Source organism: Shimia sp. (assembly GCF_965227725.1).
Classification (GTDB): Bacteria; Pseudomonadota; Alphaproteobacteria; order Rhodobacterales; family Rhodobacteraceae; genus Shimia.
Window position 1 is genome coordinate 1101723 of sequence record NZ_CBDDGH010000001.1, and the last position, 21523, is coordinate 1123245.

A 21523-nucleotide genomic window follows, 5' to 3' on the forward strand; every position below is an offset into this window, starting at 1 on the left:
TTCACTGCTCAGAACCCCCAAGGTTTGGTTTTCCTCAGATAGCAAACCTCGGTCCCTATGGAAAAGCGCAAAACCTCAGGTAAGGTCATTGCCAATAGACAAGCGTGCAAATTTTTGATCGTTAGATCAAAGAAACCAGAAACACGGCGTACTCTCATGGCGATTTACAACCTCGGCTCCATCAACGCCGATTTCTTTTATCATGTGCCTCATCTGCCGGGGCCGGGCGAAACTCTTGCAGCGACCAAGTTGACTCGGGGCCTTGGCGGCAAAGGCGCAAATATGAGCGTTGCCGCCGCACGTGCAGGTGCGCATACAGTGCATGTTGGTGCGGTTGGGCATGATGGGCATTGGGCGGCCGACCGTATGACGGAGTTCGGCGTGGATACACGTCACATCAGCAAGCTTCCAGACACTCCAAATGGCCAAGCTCACATCTATGTCGACGCGGGCGGCGAAAATAGCATCGTTCTTTTCCAAGGTGCCAATCATCAAATACCGGCCGAAACCATTTCTGCAGCGCTGTCAGAGGCGAGTACAGGCGACACGTTTTTGATGCAGAATGAAACCAAAGATCAGCCTGAGGCCGCCAAAATTGCGCGGGAGCTTGGTCTTTACGTCGCTTATGCCGCTGCGCCATTTGAGGCCGAGGCTGTTGAGGCTGTACTCCCTCACCTCGATTTCTTGATCCTGAATGAGGTGGAGGCTGAGCAACTGGAAGAGGCGACTGGAAAATCTCCGGATGCTCTGGGTGTCACCGACGTGATCATTACGCTTGGTGCGAAAGGTGCGCGCTGGCTGCATAAGGGGCAGTCTCGCGATTTTCCTGCAATGCCTGTGACACCGGTCGACACCACGGGGGCTGGAGACACCTTCACAGGTTATGTGCTTGCTGCGCGTGACCGTGGTCTGCCCATGGAGCAGGCGATTGCCCTCGCGATGCGGGCAGGTGCTCTGATGGTGACCCGACAGGGAACCGCAGATGTGATCCCTGATTTGAAAGAAGTGGACGAGGCGCGTTTCTAAGCGCTGCCTCGCACCTAATTTCGGCTAGAAATGACCCTCGAGGGGATCGCTGATCTAATCCGGAGGGGGCGCAGCCCGCGGATGGTCTTTAATGGCCCACAAATGGAGCGGCGCTTCCCCAAAGTTCCTTTACGCGCGCATCCCGGCCGCATGCTTTGCGGTAGCGCTTATAAGCTTCGCTCTGCTTTTTCGGCCCAAAGCGGGTCAATACAATCTTGCTGCCTTTGTAGTAATCCTGATGATAAGCTTCTGCCTCATAGAAGGTTCCGGCCTGCAAAATTGGCGTCACAATTGTCTGCCCCAACTGAGCTTGGGCTTTCACTTTCGCGGCTTGCGCCTTGCTTTGTTCGCTTTGATTGGCGACAAAAATCGCGGTGCGATAGCTGTCGCCTCGGTCGCAGAATTGACCGCCTGCATCTGTGGGATCAACAGAGCGGAAGAAGAGATCAAGTAGCGTTTCACGTGAAACTTTGGAGGGGTCGAAAGTGATTTCTACGGCCTCGTAGTGACCTGTCTCACCTTTGGTCACCTGCTTATAGCTTGGGTTGGCTGTGCTGCCGCCAATAAAGCCGGACCGCGCTTCCTGAACACCTTTGACGCTTTCAAAGTCGCTCTCCACGCACCAGAAGCATCCGCCGGCGACGATCAGTTTCTCCGTGTTCATGGCGTAGGCGCGATCGCTGTGAGCAAATGTTCCCAGAACAATCAGAGCGGATAGGGCTGCGGTTTTCAGGTTCTGCAGTTTTTTCATCAGACAACTCCTTGTTGCCCCAATCTTGCGCTGGCTCTTCGTGAGTCTCAATCCTATGAAACCAGTTGTCACACCAAGGTGAAAGGCGGTGAATAGGAGCGGCCGGAGCCGTTTCTACTCACGCTTTCGAGAGCGATAGACCGGTGAAACTCTGCGAAAAACTGTTGCCGACCGAAACATCTCTGTCTTGGGGGGGCATTTATTTTCGTGCCGAACTTGATCAGTTGGATCCCTGCGGCGTTTTCATACGCTCTGAAAGGTAGAACAAGTGGCGATCGTCTTGGTTCAAGATGCGCACAGAATGGTCGCGCGATGCACACTTGCAGCGATATCACGCAGTGGCATTCAAGCTTGTCAGTTACCAGAAGGATTTGCTCTTGGTCTTCGTGAAGGTGCGCGCTAGCGTCTGCGAAAATCAACGGTATCAAAGCTAGTATAGGTTGTGTCAGGGCGACTGAGTGGCCGAGAAATCCACCTCCGCGATACAGCCGTGATACCGACGCAATACAGAGGGGTGATTTTGATGAAAATAGCGATGTGGAGTGGACCGCGAAATCTGTCCACGGCGATGATGTATGCTTTTGGCAATCGCTCAGATTGTGCAGTGGTGGATGAGCCTTTTTATGCGGCTTATCTTGCAAAAACCGGCCTAGATCATCCGATGCGCGCAGAGATCCTGGGGTCACAACACCAGGATCCACAAGCGGTGGCTTCAGCGCTCTCAAGCACTCACCCAGATGGTAAACCCGTTTTTTATCAAAAACATATGACCCAGCATATGATTGATGGCGTTCCCAGAGAGTGGATGAGGGATGCAAAAAATGTGTTTTTGCTGCGCCATCCGGCACGCGTGATCGCCTCTTATGCGGCCAAACGAGAGAACCCCACACTTGAGGATATTGGTTTTCCTCAACAACTAGCGCTTCTCAAACAAGTGCGTGGTTGGGGCCAAGATGTCGTCATCGTTGACAGCCATGACATACGGGAAAACCCCGAGGATGAGCTGAAAAAGCTATGTGATGATATAGGCTTAGACTATAATCCGGCGATGCTCAGCTGGCCCAAAGGGGGGCATAAGGATGATGGCGTATGGGCCAAACACTGGTATGGCGCAGTTTGGAACTCCACGGGATTTGCAGGTGCAGAGGGCCCGCTGCCAGAGGTTCCTGATAACCTCCAGTCGGTGCTTAATGCGGCTTTGCCAATCTACGAAGAGATGAAATCTCAAAAACGCTGAGCGTACTCAACGCGGAGGCAGGAAACGCTGCCTCCGTGAAAAGGGAATTTAGAAACAGGTATTTAAGCCAGAAGCTGTCCCAGCTTCATGGCGACGCCCATGTCACCTGACACTTTGAGCTTGCCTAACATCAAAGCTGTAGTGGGTTTCAAATCTCCGGCTAGGAGTTTGTTAAGATTGTCCGCTGAAATCGTCACCGTGCAGTCGGTGTCACGATCATCAGTAGTCGCTGTCCCATCGGCCAGCACCAGCACACCATCCGCGCCGCAATCAAATTTGAGCGTGTTGTCAAATGTGCGGTCTTTCAAGCCTTCGCGCATCTGCGCGGCGATTTCTTCAAGCATGCATCCTCCCATGTAGAAATTGACCAAGACGTCACTCGCAGCATCCCTGCGTTGTCGCAAGAGTTACGTAGCAGAGGTTACCTCAACGTTAAGTGCGGACACTTCGTAAGAATCTCCGCTATTTTGACGATGTGAGCCTGCTATGTTTGGGCAGATCAACTTTTTGACGCGCATTCCGAATACGCACTCTGTGCTTAAAGAAAAACCCGCCCAAATGGGCGGGTTCTCGTGTTCTATTCGCTGCTCTTTAGTCCGGGTTGCGTTTGTTGCGCATTGCAATCAGCTTTAGGCGCAGCGCTTGCAGCTGAATGAAGCCGGCTGCGTCTTTTTGGTCATAAGCACCTGCGTCGTCTTCAAAGGTTACGTGCTCTTCCGAATAAAGAGAATAGTCGGACCAGCGGCCTACAGTGGTTGCGCTGCCTTTGTAGAGCTTGATGCGCACGGTGCCTGTGACGTGCTCCTGGGATTTGTCGATCGCAGCCTGCAGCATCTCACGCTCTGGAGAATACCAGAAGCCGTTGTAGATCAACTCCGCGTACTTCGGCATCAACTCATCTTTGAGATGCATCGCGCCACGGTCCATGGTGATGGACTCGATACCGCGATGAGCTTCCAAAAGTACGGTGCCACCTGGTGTTTCATAGATGCCACGGGATTTCATGCCCACGAAGCGGCCTTCTACGAGGTCCAGGCGGCCAATGCCGTGTTTGCCACCATATTCGTTCAGCTTGGTCAGAATGGTTGCCGGGCTCATTGCCTCGCCATTGATGCTGACCGCATCACCCTTGTCAAAGCCGATTTCGATGAATTCTGGCTCGTTTGGCGCGTCCTCAGGATGGACGGTACGCTGATAGACATAGTCCGGAGCCGCGACGGCCGGATCTTCCAGTACTTTACCTTCTGAAGATGTGTGCAAAAGGTTCGCGTCCACCGAGAAAGGCGCTTCGCCGCGTTTGTCTTTGGCGATGGGAATCTGATGCTGTTCGGCAAAGTCGATAAGTTTGGTTCGGGAAGAAAGATCCCATTCACGCCAAGGCGCAATCACTTTGATGTCGGGGTTCAGCGCATAGGCGGCCAACTCAAACCGCACCTGGTCGTTGCCTTTGCCGGTTGCGCCATGTGCGACTGCATCTGCGCCCGTTGCTTCCGCAATCTCGATCAGACGTTTGGAGATCAGTGGGCGTGCAATCGATGTGCCCAGCAGATAGAGGCCTTCATAAACCGCATTGGCGCGGAACATTGGGAAAACGAAATCTCGCACAAACTCTTCGCGCACATCTTCGATGTAGATGTTCTCAGGTTTGATGCCCAGCAGTTCCGCCTTTTGGCGGGCCGGTTCAAGCTCTTCACCTTGACCCAAATCTGCGGTGAAGGTCACCACCTCACAGCCATATTCGGTTTGCAGCCACTTCAGGATGATCGAGGTATCCAGGCCACCGGAATAGGCCAACACAACTTTCTTCGGAGCCGACATGTCTTTTCCCTTCGTCCATATAACGCACGCGCGATAGCGGTTTTTAACCGCTTGGGCAAGGAGAGCCTCCCTCCGGAGCCGATAATGATTGCTAATCAACTAAAAAAGGTCTGGATCCCGTTGGATAGCCACTCTTGGTAAGGACAAATGATCTCGTGTTTGATTGCGGACCCTTGCGCGCTAAACCGTTAGCGGTTAGACGAACGGGCGCAGTGCCTCAATAGCTCAGCTGGTAGAGCAGGTCCTTCGTAAGGACAAGGTCGGGGGTTCGAGTCCCTCTTGAGGCACCATCTTTCAGCTTCAAAAGTGACGCAACACTTACCACAATCCCAAAGGCACGATTTGTCTACGAGCGGGCTCTGGCTTTTGGTTCTCGTGCGTCTGACTGAGATGAAGCGAGTTCTGGCTTGGCGAATTCCCAAAGCAGGTCGAGCAGCTCTTCTTTCTTGAAGGGCTTTGAAAGGACAGCGTTCATTTTTTGGGCGAGATAGGTCTCACGATCTTCTTTGCTTGCATTGGCTGTGAGCGCGATGATGGAGGTGGGTGCTAACCCGTGAACAAGTTCGTATTCACGAATGCGCAGTGTTGCTTCCAACCCGCCCATTATCGGCATGGATATGTCCATGAGCACGACAGAGAAACTCGGGTCATCTTGGAAGGCATCTACCGCCTCTTGTCCGTTTACGCAGAATTGAAATTCAACAGGCTGATTTTTGAACAACTTCTCCAATACCAACCGATTAACCTTGTTGTCATCCGCAGCAAGGATCCGCCAATTGGGCAATTCTGTTCTCGCATCTCGTGGGGTATTCAACGCGTCTTCTTCGGGAGACAGGCGTTCTATGAGAGTGGAGTTAGTCATCAACGGACTCAGTGATGGATACTTACCTCTCGTTTGGTCACCATCGCCAATCTCAAATACGTGGCACTTCGACTTTTCCACGTTCTGCTGCACTGATTTCGGGAGCTTCGACCCACCAACCAGGATCGTATGTCGATTCATCAGTGGAAGATTGAATTCGCTCATACGCAGTAGGACAACTTCTGCACCAACATAAGCCAATCGGTCTTGCCAGAACCGCGCCAATTCTGGTGAGTCTTGGGTTAATATGGCTATGCGTTTACCATTCAGATTGTTAATTGGGGCGTGACCGCAGCCCGTCGTGCACAGGGGCAAAACAATCGAGAAGGTGGTTCCTTCACCCAGTACAGAGGCCACGGAGATTTGGCCTTCCATGACATCAATCAGCCCCTTTGTAATAGCGAGCCCCAAGCCGCTGCCATCAAAGGTGCGCGTTGCAGAATTGTCCACCTGTTTAAATGCTTCAAACACCCGGTCCAGCTTGTCTTCAGCGATGCCGACGCCGGTGTCGGAAACATGTATTTCGAAAGAGTCGTCTTGTGCTTTGGGGCGTCTTTGGAGGGAAACTCGGACATGTCCGCTTAGGGTGAATTTGTTCGCATTCCCAACGACATTCAGCAGAATCTGCCGCAGTCTCTTTGCGTCAGACCAAATCACTCTTGGCATGGCTTTTTCTAATGTCACTTCAAAGGCCACGTCAGGTTTTTCGAGTCCCTGTTTGACCAGACCCACAACTTCGTAGACCAGATCGTCAATCAAAACAGGTTCGCTCGATGTTTCAAACTGTCCTGCCTCCAACTTTGAAAAGTCCAAGATATCGTTGATAATCCCGACAAGAGCCAAGCCAGAAGAGCGGATAACATTGACCGATTCCCGCGCTTCGGTGGAAAGGTCTTCGTCCAACAAAGCTTCCGACATGCCAATGATCCCATTCATCGGCGTTCTGATTTCGTGGCTCATATTTGCCAGAAAACGGCTCTTGGTTTTGTTGGCTTCCTCGGCCTCAAGCGCTGCCTGATTGAGGCGTTTTTCGTGTTCCTTTTGCCGTGTTGTGTCTCGCTCTACGGCAATCAGACGCACCAATGTACCGCTTTCATCAAAAACCGGGTTGATCGCGACCTCCACCCAATAGGGGCGCCCGTCTTTTGCGTGGTTGATCAGTTCGACGGTAACCGCCTTTCCGGCGTTTAGATTGCGAGACATGGTTGCAATGGCTTTTGGATCAGACAGTTCGCCCTGTAGCAGCGCACCCGGAGATTTTCCGAGAACCTCTGCCAGTGTATAGCCTGTTAGGTTTTCAAACGCTGGATTGACCCAGGTGACCAGCCTGTTTTTATCCGTGATGACCACTGCATCATTGGAACGGATTGCGACTTCTGACAGTTCCCTATGTTTCTGTTCTAGTTCCTCCATTTCGGTTTTGGCTTTCTCTAGCTCTTTGACAGGCCGAACCAACAACCGGTGACCGAGCAAAGACATACATGGCGCTGCCACCAACAGAATTCCGAAAATCGCCCATGTGAGAGAGCGCAAAAGTGCCGTTCGTGCCTGATCCAGCGCCGCTGCGTCCCACTGCACTTGGAGGGTTAGGCCGGTGCCCTCTAGGTTGCTTGCAAACAGCCAGTTTGCGGGATCGTGTTGCTGGGTTCGCGTCAGCGTCAAGGTTTCCACCCCAGCCGGGATGATTAGAACCGGCAAACTCCATTCGGCGTCAATAGCTACCAGAACGCCTTCGACAAATCCGTTTGCCAGTACCGGCACGGCTATCATTAATGTTGGCGTGCTCTCAAAATAGACGACGTCAAACAGCGTTTGTTCGGCTGCGACAACGCGCTGCGCCAAGAGATTTGTATGATCTGAGAGGCGTTTGTTTAGAATGTTGTTTGCGTCTAGACGGAGAATTTCTTCCGGGAGAAAATCATACAAGAGAGTGCCGTCAAAGGAGGCAATTTCGAGATAGCGGTCAAAGATTGCATCTGCATAGGTGTCCGTTTGCACATCTCCCAGGACACGATTTACGATGGCTGGTTGCGTGGCGAGAAAAGTCAGACCTAAGCCCAACTGATCCATATGAGTGTGCAACCGATCCGCAAGTGCGTCTCCTTCGACTTTGGCAAATTCCTGTTGGGAGCTCAGAGTTTGTTCTGACACCGAAAAACGGACCACGGCGCTCGTGAAGGCCCCTGATACCAAAGAGGCGAGCACAACGAAGATGTTGAAGAACAACGTGTAGCGCATTGAGCTGGCCATTTTTAGAAGTGGTCAGACTTGGCGGTAACAATACGGTCCTCATTGTCGAAACGCGCCATACAGAAGTCTTTTAATTCGAGCGCTTCATGCGCTTCTGGATTTTGAGTCTCGTATTCCGAAAAAGGAAACACATAGCGGCGAAGCAACCCGTCGATCGGGCCTTCGATATTGGTCAATGCTTTGATCAACATCGCGCGTTGTGTCGCAATATCGGCTTCGACCTCGATGTTTCTCAATGCTTCAATGAGCAAAAGGCCAAGATCATATCCGTGAAAGAACCCGGCTGGCGCTCGCAAATAGCCACTTTCATCAAAATCCTCACCATACGTTTTGACGATCTGCTTTAGGCGCACACCGGAAGATCCTGCCGGTGCTTCGAAACTAAAGCAGGGCTGAATGAAACGGAGTTGCAACCCATCGCGCACTGGGGCCGGAACATCTTCTTCGAAGTCTCCTCCGGTAATGCCCCAATGGCTGAGCATTCTGGTTTTCATTTCTGTTTTGTGGAGTGCGGTGAAAATGACAGAAGCATCTTTCGCATTGCCCACATAAATGGCGCAATCACTGCCCGCGGCATCCAATGCGTTGGCAAGAGACAAGGCATCAGCCTCCCCCAGGTTACCCTCAAAATAGCGGATGTTATAGCGATCAAACCCGAGAGATTTCATCTCCGCGGTCATGGTGCGCTCGTTGGATTCTCCCCATCCTGACCGCCACAAGATCAGGGTGATATGCTGGCATTTGTCCTGTGTGACGGCCTGCGGAACAAGGATTTTTGCTGCTTTCGCATCATCTAGAGACAGGCGAAAAATGCTGTTTCGAGCAGTTTGTGCGCGTGTGAGTGGGGCAGCGGCCGACCAGGGCAATAGCAGTGGTATGCCATTTTCATTCACATAGTCTTTGGAGGAAAGATAAGGCGGTGAGTGCAGGCCACCAACAACTGCGATTGCCTGAGGGTCTTCTAAAAATTGCTGGAGATGTCTCTTAGAGCGTTTGCTATTGGCGCGGTGATCAAGGGGTACAAACTCAATCTCGCGCCCATTTACAACTCGATCTACCTCGTCAAACGCGGCCAGAATACCAATTTCGATTGACCGTGCAGAGGCGTAGTTGGATGTCCTATCCGCATCCAAATACACCTTGTAGACATCGGCCGAAGCCATCGCAGATAGGCCGCAGAGCAGCGCCAACACACGCAGAAACATAACAACACCAGAACAAAACACATACACTTGATCCGAAAAGAGTAAGAAGAAAATCTTAACAAAGCCTCTAGCCAGCTTTGCGCAGAAGGGGCGCGGAGGATCGATGATGTTTTAAGAGGCGCTGCCTGCTGGTTATGCGGGCTTAAGGACATTCCTGCCGGAACTTTCCAAGGTCCAGACATCTGAGCCTTCAAAGACGGCCACTGAAATAGCCCTTCCGTAGCCAGCTCCTGTGTCCAGGTCGATGCGATTGCCTTTGTGTTCGACCGCTTCAACAACCGTATGTCCGTGCACCACCAGCCAGGGATGTGGCCGGGGATCGGAGAGAAAATCGTCTCTGATCCAGCATAAATCGTCTTCTGACTGATCTTCCAACGCGATGCCCGGTCGAATGCCGGCGTGTACAAAGAGGATAGGATCCATGAGGTGAAACAAAGGCAGGCTCGATATGAACTCTATGTGCTCTTTCGGGACAAGTGCGAGCGCGTCAGCATGAATGTCCTCGACAGCACGATCGACGTGAGCATCTACACCATAGCTGGCCAGAGTTTCAGCGCCGCCCAGTCGCGGATGAAGCCATGTGAGTTCTGGTCGTAGGCGGGGATCATGCTTTGGTTGCGTGCCCATGAAATATTCAAACATGCGATCATGATTGCCTTTCACTACGGTCCAAGGGCAGCCTTCATTGCGCGCGCGCACAAGCCTATCGACTACACCGCAACTGTTTGGTCCGCGATCAACGAGGTCTCCCAGAAAGACAATACGCGCATCGGGACCCCCGTCTGCCTCAATGCGCGCGAGTATGTCTTCTAGCTTCTCGAGATGCCCGTGAATGTCGCCGATGGCATAAACTGGATCTGTCATCGGAGTTCATCTGCTGTTTGAATAATCTGCCCAACAAGACCGTAGTCGACCGCGTCCTGCGCTGTAAGCCAAAAATCACGTTGAGTGTCGTTGGCGATTTGTTCCGGAGTATGGCCGGTCGCTTCGGCAAACAAAGTATCAAAGCGGGCACGCATCATCCGAATTTGTTGCGCTTGAATTTCCATGTCGGAGGCCTGTCCGGCAATGCCGCCAGAAGGTTGGTGGAGCAAGAAACGTGTATTGGGCAGGCAAAACCGATTTTCAGCCTGTGCACCGACAAAAATCAACGCACCGGCACTTGCCACCCAGCCGGTTCCGATTGTGCGTACTTTGGGACGGATGAAGCGGATGACATCATGCACCATATCGCCGCTTTCCACATGCCCACCGGGAGAGGAAATAAACACGTTGATCGGGTCATCCCCGGCCTCAGCAAGCGAGAGCAGGTGGGTCACTGTACGGCGGGCGAGAACATCGTTGATTTCTCCGGCAACAATCACGTTGCGGCTTTGGAAAAACAGCTGGTCAATCGGACCGGAAACAGTGGGCGAGTGCTGGTCAGCGTCACGCATTTGGGGAAACATGGAAACCTCCTAAACCGACTATGTGTAAACACCCCCACTGTTGATTGGAGATCTTCTGAGCACAACCCCAGAGGATCTTTCAGAGACAACAAAAAAGCGCCGCCAAAAAGGGCGGCGCTTTTGTTGGCTTTGTCACAGTTTAAGCGACGTCAAAGGCCAATGGTTTGATTTGCCGGAACATATCGGTTTCTGCCAGTTTCGCGCGCGCTTCGGCCGGGACCGGTTCATCCACGTAAAGGAGTGCAATCGCTTCTCCGCCAACGTCCGCACGACCCAATGTAAAGTTTGCGATGTTCACGCCATTGTCACCCAATGTCTGACCCAGGGTACCAATGATGCCAGGCACATCCTCATTTGTGGTGTAGAGCATGTTGGCCCCGATCTCGGCATCGATATTGATGCCTTTGATCTGGATGAAACGCGGCTTGCCATCCGAGAAGACGGTGCCTGCGATGGAGCGTTCACGCTTGTCGGTCACCACTGTCACTTTGATGTAGCCATCAAAAGTGCCGGATTTGTCCTGATTGGTGGTCGAGATCTGGATGCCGCGCTCTTTGGCGACCACAGGGGCGGAAACCATGTTCACGTCTGGGTTGGCCTTTTTCATGATCCCAGCCACCACAGCGCAATTCAGAGCTGCAAGATTCATATCCGCCGCCACGCCGTCATAGAGGATGTTTATGGCTTTGATCGGCTCGTCCGTCATCTGGCCAGAAAAGGCGCCAAGATGATCTGCCAATTTGATCCAGGGTCCCATTACCTTGGCTTCTTCCGCGGTCACCGACGGCATGTTGAGCGCATTTTCAACAGCGCCGGTCAGCAGGTAGTTGGACATTTGCTCAGCCACTTGCAGAGCGACATTCTCCTGAGCTTCGGTGGTCGCTGCGCCAAGGTGCGGGGTGCAGACCACATTAGGCAGATTGAAGAGCGCGTTTTCTTTGGCGGGTTCTTCAGAGAACACGTCAAAGGCCGCACCAGCGACATGACCGGATTTCAGCAGCTCGGCCAGTGCTTCTTCGTCCACCAGACCACCGCGGGCACAGTTGATGATCCGCACTCCTTTTTTGGTCTTCTCAAGGTTCTCGCGGCTCAGGATATTGGCGGTCTGTTCCGTGAATGGCACATGCAGCGTGATGAAATCAGCGCGGGCGAGCAATTCGTCCAGCTCCACTTTTTCCACACCCATCTTGTCGGCTTTCTCGGCGGACAAGAATGGATCATAAGCCACGACTTTCATCTTTAGACCACGGGCGCGATCACAAACGATGCCACCAATGTTGCCGGCACCGATCACACCGAGGGTTTTGTTGGTCAGTTCGACCCCCATAAATTTGGACTTTTCCCATTTGCCGGCATGGGTCGATGTGCTGGCTTCTGGGATTTGGCGCGCGACAGCAAACATCATCGCGATGGCATGTTCCGCAGTTGTGATCATGTTGCCGAAAGGCGTGTTCATCACGATCACACCCTTTTTAGAAGCAGCTTCCTTGTCCACATTGTCGGTGCCAATGCCTGCGCGGCCGACCACTTTGAGGTTTGTGGCAGCGTTCAGGATTGTCGGGGTCACCTTGGTGGCTGAGCGGATCGCCAACCCGTCATATTGGCCAATCACTTCGGCCAGTTTCTCTTTGTCTTTGCCAAGGTCAGGCATGAAATCAACGTCGATGCCGCGGTCGCGAAAAATTTGAACGGCGGTTTCGCTGAGTTTGTCGGATACGAGTACTTTGGGAGCCATTTTAAGCGTCCTTTGGAAAATCTATGTCTGGGAAGGTGCGCAACAACTGCGCACCCAACGTAGGGTGTGCCCTCGGAGCGTCCCTTTTAAGCTTGCGCTGTGATTTCGGCCTCAAAAGCCCATGTGAGCCATGGCAGCATCGCCTGCAGATCGGAGGTCTCAACCGTGCCGCCACACCAGATGCGAAGGCCAGCAGGTGCGTCGCGATAGGCGCCGATGTCCAAGGCGATGTTTTCTGCCTCAAGACGTTTGGCGACTGCTTTGGCAAAGGCTGCACCGTCCTGAATGCGGTCGTCTGAGAACTTCAGGCAAACCGATGTGTTGGAACGGGTGACTTCGTCTTCGGCGAGGTTCGTTATCCAGTCGTTTGCGTCACAGAAATCGAAAACCGCTTTGGCGTTGGCATCAGCGCGCGCGATGAGACCGTTAAGGCCACCCACAGACCGCGCCCAATCCAGCGCAAAGAGATAGTCTTCGACTGCCAGCATAGAGGGGGTGTTGATGGTGGCGCCGGTAAAAATGCCTTCGATCAGCTTGCCGCCTTTGGTCAGGCGGAAGATCTTTGGCAGCGGCCATGCTGGTGTATAGCTTTCCAGCCGTTCAACAGCGCGCGGGCTCAGGACAATCACGCCATGCGCCGCTTCGCCACCCAGCACTTTCTGCCAGGAGAAGGTCGTTACATCCAGCTTGTCCCAAGGCAGATCCATCGCAAATGCGGCGGATGTCGCATCACAGATTGTCAGCCCTTCGCGGTCATCCGCAATCCAGTCTGCATTTGGCACACGCACACCGGAGGTGGTGCCGTTCCATGTGAAGACGACATCGTTGTTCTTGGTGTCGACTGTGGTCAGATCTACGATGTCGCCATAGTCGGCGGTCTTGACCTCGGCGTCGATCTTAAGCTGCTTCATCACATCGGTGACCCAACCAGCGCCAAAGCTCTCCCAAGCCAGCATTTCAACTTTGCGCGCGCCCAGAAGGGACCAAAGCGCCATTTCAACCGCGCCTGTGTCTGAGGCGGGCACGATACCAATACGGTAATCTGCGGGGATGCCCAGGATCTCGCGAGTGCCTTCAATCGCGGCCTTCAGCTTGTCCTTGCCGATGGTGGCACGGTGGCTGCGGCCGAGAGCGGCATCGGCGAGCTTGGTGACATCAAATGTGGGGGGTTTGGCACAGGGGCCAGAGGAGAAACGCGGATTCGCCGGGCGAACCGCTGGTTGCTGAGTAGCCATAAATGCTATCCTTCCAGATAAATGCCTCTCGTTGGGGAGAGGTGTCCCACGGACCGACTTAGGCGGAGTGGCGGGATCTCACAACAGGAAAAATCCGCGTTGACGACAGTTTGTGATTCAAAAGCGACGCCAAATGACCACTATCGGAAACATTCGGTCACATGAACGATGTGGGGGCGGCAGGTGCAGATTCTAATGAATAAAACCTTACGGCCAGAAATATCCGAGACTGGAAACATCTTTGATGCCGTGCTCTATGGCGCTCAAGCTAACTTCAAATCTGTTGAGGCCTCCGATGTTCACTGCCACGCTTTTGACCAATCCGACGTTACCAAGTCTTGATGGGGCGCTTGTGGAGAATTTGCGCAATGCGTGGGGAGGTGACACCGTACATTGGCTCGCAGTCGAAGAGGCTGCGGAGTTTTCTCTGCCTGCCAAGCCCGACAATCTTTGGGAGGTTTGGGCCGATTTGCAAAAATTGGGTGTGGATCTCGTTGTTCAGTCGACTGAAGGCCGTCGAAAGAAGATGCTTCTGGCGGACATGGACAGCACGATGATCGAACAAGAGTGCATCGATGAGTTGGCTGACGAAGCTGGTGTCGGGGATCGCGTCAAAGATATCACCGCAAGGGCGATGAACGGAGAACTCGATTTTGAAGGTGCATTGACGGAGCGCGTTGGCCTGTTGAAAGGCTTGGATCAAGGGGTGATCGCCAAGGTGCTCGCGGAACGCATCACTTTCATGCCCGGGGGGAAAGCGCTTTTGGCGACAATGAAAGCGGAAGGCGCCTACGCAGCGTTAGTGTCAGGCGGTTTCACAGCCTTTACCGCCAAAGTAGCATCCGAACTTGGCTTTGACGAAAACCGCGCCAACACGCTCTTGGTGGCAGATGACAAACTGACCGGGGATGTAGGGCGCCCTATCTTGGGGCGCGAAGCGAAGGTGCAGGCGCTCAAAGAGATCACCGAACGACTTGAGCTTGCGCATGAAGATGTGATGGCTGTGGGTGATGGTGCCAATGACCTTGGCATGCTGGGGCTCGCTGGGGCAGGGGTGGCCTTACACGCAAAGCCCTCAGTCGCGGCAGAATGTGACATCCGCATCAATCACGGGGACCTTACTGCGCTGCTGTATATCCAAGGCTATGCCAAGTCTGAGTTTACGGGCCTCTAATTCATGTTGGAATTCGGGGTTGAAGGGCTGCTGCTCTTGTTGGCAGCAGGATTTTTTGCGGGCTTCGTGGATGCGATAGCTGGTGGTGGTGGATTGATCACGGTACCGGCGCTGATGATTGCCGGTGTGCCGCCTGTACAAGCACTCGCAACAAACAAGATACAAGGGATGTTTGGATCGGGCACCGCTGCCTATTCCTATGCGAAGAGCGGTTTGGTCGACCTACGCGCTCAGGCTGGACCTGCACTGTTGGCGTTTATCGCATCGCTTGGCGGTGCACTCCTTGTATCCGTTTTGCCAACAGACTGGATTCGGCTGATCTTGCCGATTCTGCTGATCGGAATTGCGCTGTTCTTTGCCCTTCGCAAAGATCCCGGCGAGATGGATCGTACAGCGCGTCTCAAACCCATCATCTTTTCCCTCACAGCTGTACCGGTTGTGGCCTTCTATGATGGAATCTTGGGGCCGGGCGCGGGCAGTTTTTATATGATCGCCTTCGTTGCGCTGGGCGGCTACGGCATCTTGAAAGCGACCGCTCATACCAAGCTTTTGAATTTCGCTTCCAATGTTGGCGGGCTCGCCGGGTTTATCCTCGTTGCCAACCCGCTTTGGGCTATTGGCTTAGCCATGGGCGCGATGCAAATTTTGGGCGCTCGGCTTGGTGCCAAGGTGGCCATGGCGAAAGGGGCAAGGTTGATCCGCCCGCTTTTGGTGGCAACCTCCGTCGCATTGGCGCTCAAACTGCTCTGGGATGTGCTCTGACAGATTTGTAATTTAACATTTGTGTTAAATATAGAATCCCCTCAAGATCAGGCTATGACTCGCCTGACCACAACCTTTGCAGCCCTTTCCGATGAAACCCGCCTTGCCATGGTGGAACGTCTGATGGCTGTTGGGGAGCTTCCAGCAGGTGATCTTGTAGCAGATGCGTCGATCAGCGGTCCTGCGGTATCTCGCCACCTTAAAGTTCTGCGCAACGCAGGCTTGGTGAAACAGCGCGCAGAGGGCACAAAACGTCTTTACAGCGTTCGACCGGAAGCGCTGCAAGCCGTTGCTGGATGGACAATGGATCACAAAGCGTTTTGGCAGTCAGGCTTGGAGCGTTTGGATGCCCTGTTGGCGGAGGAAACGTCGTGAGCGATGCGCGATTGGAAAGGGAGTTCTCTGTCTCGCCTGAGCGCCTCTACGCTGCGATCACAAATCCGGCTGACCTGAGCCGTTGGTGGGGGCCGGAAGGCATGACATTGGGCGACCACACTTTAGATTTTACGCGACTTGGCCCGTGGCATTCTGTCAAAATCAGTGACGCTGGTCGGCAGATGAAAATGTCAGGCCAAGTGACAAGTATCGATCCGCCACATTCGGTCGGGTTTACGTGGGCTTGGCACGACGAAAATGATCAACGTGGACATGAAAGTCATGTCACATTCACCGTTGAGGCGACGGCGCGGGGCGCCAAGCTGATTATAGATCACAAGAACTTGCAGGACGAAGAAGCTGTGCGTGGCCACAGTTGGGGCTGGAACAGTTCTGCCAACAGGCTGCGGACGCTTCTGGAATAAATTTGGATCAAGACCCTTCAACAAAGGAGACTTCAAATGCCAAAATTTATGTTCATTTATCACGGAGGTGGGCGCCCGGAAACGCCGGAGGAAGGCGAGAAAGTCATGGCAGCCTGGATGAAGTGGATGGAAGGGATTGGCGCTGATCTCGTCGATGGCGGAAACCCGGCAGGTATGTCCAAAACCGTCAGCGCAGATGGTGTGGCGAATGATGGCGGTGCCAACCCGGTCTCAGGCTACACGCTTGTCAATGCGCCCGATATCGACGCGGCCTGCGAAATCGCAAAAGGCTGCCCAATCCTGGAGGGCGGGATGGGCACAGTGGAAGTGGCCGAAGCCATGGAGATGTAGCCAAACCAGACTGAATGAAGCGCCGGTGGCATAGGACGATGCTTCCGGCGGGAGTATTTTCTGCAGAGTGAAGCTGGAGTTGCGAAACTCAGCGCATGACTTCTGTAGCGCGCATCATCCCGGTTTGTAGACCGTCCCAATTTCTGATCGGAGCATCGAGATATTTGGCCGCTTCTGGATGGTTAGGGTCTAAAACACCGAGCTTCGCCAAAATCGCCGCAATCGCATTTTCAGAAGCGCGCGTGCCGCCATCAATGATTTTCAGTGCGACACCCAATTTCTGTTCAGGCAATATGGCGATGAAGAAGGCCTCAGCACCGGTTTTGATCGCGACTTTATGGTTCATTGCGCGCATCAGATTGGTGCACGCGCGGCCTTCGCCAGCCACATACTCCGGATGTTTGGCCATAGCGTCCCGCAAGCGTGCAGCGGCTGTTTCGCGGGTGCCATCCCCCTCACGAGCGGTTGCAAAGAATGCCATAGCGCGGGCCATGCCCTTGAGTGTGCTGGCGTGATTGGGAGCAGAGCAGCCATCAATGCCGTAGCCTGTGCTGGTTTCCTGTGTCAGCTCTTCATGCGCTGCCAGAACGGCTTTTTGCACAGGATGGTTTATGTCTGTGTAGTTTTTCTCCGCGCCGAGATGTTTGGTCAGGGTGAGAAAACCGGTGTGTTTGCCGGAACAGTTGTTGTGTACGCGGCAGACTGGGTCATTGCAGCGGATCAACTCATCACGAATTCCGATGTCGCGCGGTTCCTGAGGTCCGCAAATCAGATCGTCATCCGAGAACCCCTGCGCTGCGAGCCAGGCATTCACCATGTCATTGTGGATGGCAGATGCGTTATGGGACGCGCAGGCCAGCGCCAAGTGCTGCTCTGTCAAACCGGCGGCATCGGCTGCGCCGCTTTCCACCAAAGGCAATGCTTGGATCATCTTTGAGGAGCTGCGAGGCAGCACAATGGCATCCGGATCGCCCCATGCATGCACAATCTCCCCGTCGGCATTGCAGACCACGGCATGGCCGCTGTGGACACTCTCAAGAATGTCTCCCCGCCAGAGTTCGGTCATCGGCACGGCTTTGGTCATAAATCTCTCGCTTTCATGGGCAAATTTGTGCCAACGGGTCTTTCGTCTCGCGGCAAACATGGGCTAAGCTTATCCTATCGCGTATAATAATCTCCGGCCCAAGACAAATGGTGCAAAACCAGCGGGCAGGAACCAGAGGCAACACACAGCTTGGAGGCTGTAGAAGAGCATGACATCACGTTGGATGACGGCGCTGGCCATGGCGGCGACGCTTTGGAGTGGCAGTGTTTCGGCACAGGCATCAAGCGAAAATCAGGTCAACGCCATCACGGATTGGAGCGTCTTTGAGCACAAAGACGGCGATAAACGTGAATGCTGGGCGGTGAGCACAGCCAAAGAGAGCGTGAACACCCGTGGCGGACAGGTTGTGGCCGTGCGCCGCAGCGATATTCTGCTGATGGTGTCTTTCTTGCCCCACGAGAGCGTCTCGGCTCAGGTTGGGTTTACCGGTGGATATCCCTTTGCTGGTGGATCCACCGTTGAAGTGAGCATTGATGGTCAGAGTTTTGTGATGATCACAGAAGGCGAATGGGCTTGGCCTGCGTCTTCCGGAGATGATGCCAAAATTGTAGCGGCCATGAAACGCGGGGCGGATGCGACGCTGACGGCGCGCTCTTCACGTGGGACCAAAACCGCTGATACGTTTTCCCTGCGTGGCTTTACCGCCGCCGTCGAAGACGCAGAGAAACGCTGTAACTAAGATCAACAAAGCCCCTGCCAGGGCCTAACACGCATCCAACGTCACCATGGGGGAGATCGATCGGAACAACCGGTCGGTTCAATGGCCATGGGAGAGCAAAAATGGCGCAGGCAGAAACAGCATACACAAATGGCCGGCAGTCTCCGGTGCAAGAGCTGGGCTCCAAAGATGTGAGTCTGGTTACGAGAAGCACAAAGATCGCTACCCGACAAGGAGAGGTGGCCGTCGAAGCGCTCCGCGCTGGTGATGAAGTGGTCAGCCGGGATCTGGGGCTTATCCGTGTGCGCTGGGTTGGAATGTTGCAGGCAATCGAGCACCCGATCCGAGTGCCTGCTGGCGCTTTGGGGAGAAATGTCCCAGCGCGCGATTGTTTGCTTGCGCCAAATTCTCGGATCTGGATGCGGGGCAATGAGTTTGAGACTGCCTTTGCTGAACGTGAAGTGATGGTTCCGGTGAAGGATCTCGTCGGTTGGCACGGGATAACGAAGCATGTTTCTCATGCGCCCTCGACCGACTATTTCCTTGTGCTATGTGACACACCGCAAATCCTAACCATGGATGGCATGCAGGTGGAGATGCGCCACGCTGGAGCTGATATGCCGGAATTTGCGACGGTAGATGCGGACGAAATGGCCGTCTTTTTACCGGAGCTTCTGGCTCTCAATCCAAAATCGGACAAATGGCGTCGCCGTTTGGATAAACACGAAGCGGCTCACGTGGTTGAGGTCAAAAAGCGCGCTTAGGGTGCTTCGAAGCGTTTGAGATATTCCAAAAGAGATTTTTCTGGCTCCTCGTCAAAAATCTGCCCAGCCAGCAATGCCTCGTTGATGTGATCGACCCGAAAGACCCGGAAGTCTTCACGGGTTTCGCACCATGCAGTGCAGGTCCAGGCGCGACCCCAATATTCCATCTGCAGAGGTCGAATACGTCTTCGGCTTTGGCGGCCATCCAGTGTGGTATAGTCGATCATCAGTACCTGCCTTTCGCGTATGGCGCGGCGAATGATTGGCATTTGGGCAAAACTTGCTGCCACTTCAGGGGCTGCAAAGATCTCTTTGCCAAAACCGTCAATCCCACCAAACATGGGCTCAGGCATGGCGCGATCCACTTTGCTCAACATACGTTCGGCCGCTTCTTGCAATTCTGGATCAGCGGTTTGCCGCACCAGAGAGGCGCCAAGGTGCAATGCCTCAAGCTCGACCTGCGTCAGCGCCATAGGGGGCATGAACACGGGTGCTCGCAGAATGTAGCCCACCCCGCGTTCACCCTCCACTGGAATGCCTGAGGCAACCAGTGTGTCCATATCCCGATAGATCGTGCGGACCGACACCTCCATTTTCTCGGCGAGGTTTGATGCCTTGTGCAGGCGTCCATCGCGCAGAAGTTGGATCAGATCAAAGAGGCGGTCGGTCCGGCGCATTTTATGACGTGCTGCCTTTGATGGTGTAGTGGGACATGCTCATGGAATTCTGATCCAGAACCGCCATCAGGTCCATCAGTTCCGGATGTGCTTCTGGGTTGAACGCTGCGGAAGCCGCATGCGCATCCGCAAGCGTTTCCCATTCCACCTCGTCGATCCAATCACCTTCCGCGGTGACTGCGACACGGCGGCGGAGAAAGCCTGCCTGTGCCGTTGCAAAGCTCTGCGATTTTTCCCATGCGGCAATGGCTTGTTCCGGTTTGACGTCGGCGTTCAGGCGGTAGCGCACAATTTCAATAACAGACATTTTGGTCTCCTATGTGGTCTGTTTCGATATCCGCCTTGTGTCACAGCCCAACTGACACGGTCTGTCAGTTGGTTTTGGAGACAGCCAGGTTTTCTGGCAATATTTGCAAAACGCCCTAAATGGTGTATCTGCACCGCTTGAATTCCCAGATGAGTCCCTGAGCCATGAGTACCTCCGCGCCAATCACGCAGGACGTGATGACCATTCCCCGTAAGCTGCCTGAGGGCGGCAAGATCAACCTCGTTGGTTTGACCCGTGATCAGATGCGGGAAGTTCTGATTGCCAATGGGACCAAGGAGAAGCAGGCCAAGATGCGCGTTGGGCAAATCTGGCAGTGGATATACCAATGGGGCGTGCGTGATTTTCATGAGATGACCAACCTGTCCAAAGCCTACCGCGCAGAGTTGGATGAGGTCTTTGAAATTGCGATCCCTGAAGTCATCACCAAACAGGTGAGTGAGGACGGGACCCGGAAATATCTGGTGCGTATTGCCGGCGGGCATGAGGTTGAGGTGGTTTACATCCCTGAGGATGATCGTGGTACGCTATGTATCTCCTCTCAGGTCGGGTGCACGCTGACCTGCTCCTTCTGCCATACAGGCACACAGAAACTGGTGCGCAATTTGACGGCGGCGGAAATTATCGGTCAGCTGATGATGGCGCGTGATGATCTTGAAGAATGGCCGGTACCTGGTGCGCCTAAAGACGAGACGCGCCTGCTCTCCAATATTGTTCTGATGGGCATGGGCGAGCCGCTCTACAATTTCGACAATGTGCGTGACGCGATGAAGATCGCAATGGACCCGGAAGGGATCTCGCTGTCTCGTCGCCGTATCACGCTGTCGACTTCTGGCGTTGTTCCGGAGATTGCACGCACGGCTGAAGAGATTGGCTGTCTGCTTGCGATTTCCTTCCATGCCACGACCAACGAAACCCGTGACGTGTTGGTTCCGATCAACAAGCGTTGGAACATTGACGAGTTGTTGCAGGCCCTTGCCGATTATCCAAAAGTCTCCAACTCCGAGCGGATCACCTTTGAGTATGTGATGTTGGACGGTGTGAACGATACCGACGAAGACGCTCACCGTCTGATCGACCACATCAAACGTTACAACATCCCGGCCAAGATCAACCTGATCCCCTTCAATGAATGGCCAGGTGCGCCTTACAAACGCAGCTCCAACAACCGCATCCGTGCATTTGCCAATATCATTTATCAGGCGGGCTATGCCTCCCCGATCCGCAAAACCCGCGGTGAAGATATCATGGCGGCTTGCGGTCAGTTGAAATCCGCAACAGAGCGGGCACGCAAATCGCGCAAGCAAATTGCGGAAGAGGCGGGGCTTTCACAGCCCTAA

Annotated in this window: 22 protein-coding genes and 1 tRNA gene; 11 read left to right on the plus strand and 12 right to left on the minus strand. The window is 53.9% G+C overall.

Annotated elements, in window-relative coordinates; translation table 11 throughout:
- The first annotated feature begins 156 nt into the window (after positions 1–156).
- Entirely contained in the window at positions 157–1026 is an 870-nt protein-coding gene (locus ACO07T_RS05165) for a ribokinase (RefSeq protein ID WP_422048524.1), read from the plus strand.
- An 88-nt stretch (positions 1027–1114) separates the two neighbouring features.
- Here the strand turns inward: ACO07T_RS05165 and msrA are convergent, their stop codons facing one another.
- A complete protein-coding gene (gene msrA, locus ACO07T_RS05170) occupies positions 1115–1777 on the minus strand; it encodes a peptide-methionine (S)-S-oxide reductase MsrA (RefSeq protein WP_422048525.1) in 663 nt (220 codons plus the stop codon).
- A 523-nt stretch (positions 1778–2300) separates the two neighbouring features.
- Here msrA and ACO07T_RS05175 point away from each other — a divergent pair.
- A complete protein-coding gene (locus ACO07T_RS05175) occupies positions 2301–3014 on the plus strand; it encodes an HAD family hydrolase (protein WP_422048526.1) in 714 nt (237 codons plus the stop codon).
- 62 nt (positions 3015–3076) lie between these two features.
- On the opposite strand, the gene ACO07T_RS05180 is transcribed toward ACO07T_RS05175, so the two are convergent.
- Together ACO07T_RS05180 and ACO07T_RS05185 are read right to left on the minus strand one after the other, a co-directional pair.
- On the minus strand, positions 3077–3358 hold the full coding sequence (locus ACO07T_RS05180; protein ID WP_422048527.1) for an SCP2 sterol-binding domain-containing protein: 282 nt from the start codon (positions 3356–3358) through the stop codon (positions 3077–3079).
- 247 nt (positions 3359–3605) lie between these two features.
- Complete coding sequence (locus tag ACO07T_RS05185) at positions 3606–4832, minus strand: argininosuccinate synthase (RefSeq protein ID WP_422048528.1); 1227 nt, start codon at positions 4830–4832, stop codon at positions 3606–3608.
- Positions 4833–5046: 214 nt separating this feature from the next.
- Between ACO07T_RS05185 and ACO07T_RS05190 the strand changes: the two genes are divergently transcribed.
- Positions 5047–5122, plus strand: a tRNA-Thr gene (locus ACO07T_RS05190).
- A 56-nt stretch (positions 5123–5178) separates the two neighbouring features.
- Here the strand turns inward: ACO07T_RS05190 and ACO07T_RS05195 are convergent.
- From ACO07T_RS05195 to ACO07T_RS05220, 6 genes are all read right to left on the minus strand, one after another.
- Positions 5179–7932 carry an ATP-binding protein gene (locus ACO07T_RS05195; protein WP_422048529.1) on the minus strand — a complete coding sequence of 918 codons (2754 nt, stop codon included), beginning with the start codon at positions 7930–7932 and terminating at the stop codon, positions 5179–5181.
- Between the two features lie 14 nt (positions 7933–7946).
- A complete protein-coding gene (locus ACO07T_RS05200; protein ID WP_422048530.1) occupies positions 7947–9149 on the minus strand; it encodes an ABC transporter substrate-binding protein in 1203 nt (400 codons plus the stop codon).
- Positions 9150–9281: 132 nt separating this feature from the next.
- Positions 9282–10013 carry a metallophosphoesterase family protein gene (locus ACO07T_RS05205; RefSeq protein ID WP_422048532.1) on the minus strand — a complete coding sequence of 244 codons (732 nt, stop codon included), beginning with the start codon at positions 10011–10013 and terminating at the stop codon, positions 9282–9284.
- The gene (locus tag ACO07T_RS05210; protein WP_422048533.1) at positions 10010–10597 is read right to left on the minus strand and encodes an ATP-dependent Clp protease proteolytic subunit; all 588 of its coding nucleotides are present in this window, start codon (positions 10595–10597) and stop codon (positions 10010–10012) included. Before ACO07T_RS05210 ends, ACO07T_RS05205 begins: the two co-directional genes overlap by 4 nt.
- Before the next feature lie 139 nt (positions 10598–10736).
- Positions 10737–12332, minus strand: coding sequence for a phosphoglycerate dehydrogenase (serA, locus tag ACO07T_RS05215; RefSeq protein WP_209076288.1), 1596 nt, complete (start codon positions 12330–12332; stop codon positions 10737–10739).
- 86 nt (positions 12333–12418) lie between these two features.
- Positions 12419–13567 (minus strand): phosphoserine transaminase, encoded by a 1149-nt coding sequence (locus ACO07T_RS05220; protein ID WP_422048534.1) that lies wholly within the window; start codon positions 13565–13567, stop codon positions 12419–12421.
- A 295-nt stretch (positions 13568–13862) separates the two neighbouring features.
- Between ACO07T_RS05220 and serB the strand changes: the two genes are divergently transcribed.
- The 5 genes from serB to ACO07T_RS05245 are packed head-to-tail and all read left to right on the plus strand — an operon-like array spanning position 13863 to position 16654.
- A complete protein-coding gene (gene serB, locus ACO07T_RS05225; protein WP_422048535.1) occupies positions 13863–14741 on the plus strand; it encodes a phosphoserine phosphatase SerB in 879 nt (292 codons plus the stop codon).
- A 3-nt stretch (positions 14742–14744) separates the two neighbouring features.
- Complete coding sequence (locus tag ACO07T_RS05230; RefSeq protein ID WP_422048536.1) at positions 14745–15503, plus strand: TSUP family transporter; 759 nt, start codon at positions 14745–14747, stop codon at positions 15501–15503.
- 54 nt (positions 15504–15557) lie between these two features.
- Entirely contained in the window at positions 15558–15878 is a 321-nt protein-coding gene (locus ACO07T_RS05235; protein WP_422048537.1) for an ArsR/SmtB family transcription factor, read from the plus strand.
- Positions 15875–16303, plus strand: a complete 429-nt coding sequence (locus ACO07T_RS05240; protein ID WP_422048538.1) for an SRPBCC family protein — start codon at positions 15875–15877, stop codon at positions 16301–16303. Before ACO07T_RS05235 ends, ACO07T_RS05240 begins: the two co-directional genes overlap by 4 nt.
- Positions 16304–16339: 36 nt before the next feature.
- On the plus strand, positions 16340–16654 hold the full coding sequence (locus tag ACO07T_RS05245) for a YciI family protein (RefSeq protein ID WP_209085189.1): 315 nt from the start codon (positions 16340–16342) through the stop codon (positions 16652–16654).
- A gap of 88 nt (positions 16655–16742) precedes the next feature.
- Here ACO07T_RS05245 and ACO07T_RS05250 read toward each other — a convergent pair whose 3' ends face one another.
- Positions 16743–17738 carry an asparaginase gene (locus tag ACO07T_RS05250; RefSeq protein WP_422048539.1) on the minus strand — a complete coding sequence of 332 codons (996 nt, stop codon included), beginning with the start codon at positions 17736–17738 and terminating at the stop codon, positions 16743–16745.
- Between the two features lie 169 nt (positions 17739–17907).
- Between ACO07T_RS05250 and ACO07T_RS05255 the strand changes: the two genes are divergently transcribed.
- Both ACO07T_RS05255 and ACO07T_RS05260 read left to right on the plus strand, forming a co-directional pair.
- A complete protein-coding gene (locus ACO07T_RS05255; protein ID WP_247738564.1) occupies positions 17908–18438 on the plus strand; it encodes an invasion associated locus B family protein in 531 nt (176 codons plus the stop codon).
- A 101-nt stretch (positions 18439–18539) separates the two neighbouring features.
- On the plus strand, positions 18540–19181 hold the full coding sequence (locus ACO07T_RS05260) for a Hint domain-containing protein (RefSeq protein WP_422048540.1): 642 nt from the start codon (positions 18540–18542) through the stop codon (positions 19179–19181).
- On the opposite strand, the gene ACO07T_RS05265 is transcribed toward ACO07T_RS05260, so the two are convergent.
- Positions 19178–19858 (minus strand): helix-turn-helix transcriptional regulator, encoded by a 681-nt coding sequence (locus ACO07T_RS05265; protein WP_422048541.1) that lies wholly within the window; start codon positions 19856–19858, stop codon positions 19178–19180. The two genes, ACO07T_RS05260 and ACO07T_RS05265, sit on opposite strands and share 4 nt — an antisense overlap.
- A 1-nt stretch (position 19859) precedes the next feature.
- Positions 19860–20165: a hypothetical protein gene (locus ACO07T_RS05270; RefSeq protein WP_209085195.1), complete on the minus strand. Its 306-nt coding sequence runs from the start codon at positions 20163–20165 to the stop codon at positions 19860–19862.
- Between the two features lie 164 nt (positions 20166–20329).
- On the opposite strand from ACO07T_RS05270, the gene rlmN reads away from it, so the two are divergent.
- Complete coding sequence (rlmN, locus tag ACO07T_RS05275) at positions 20330–21523, plus strand: 23S rRNA (adenine(2503)-C(2))-methyltransferase RlmN (protein ID WP_209085196.1); 1194 nt, start codon at positions 20330–20332, stop codon at positions 21521–21523.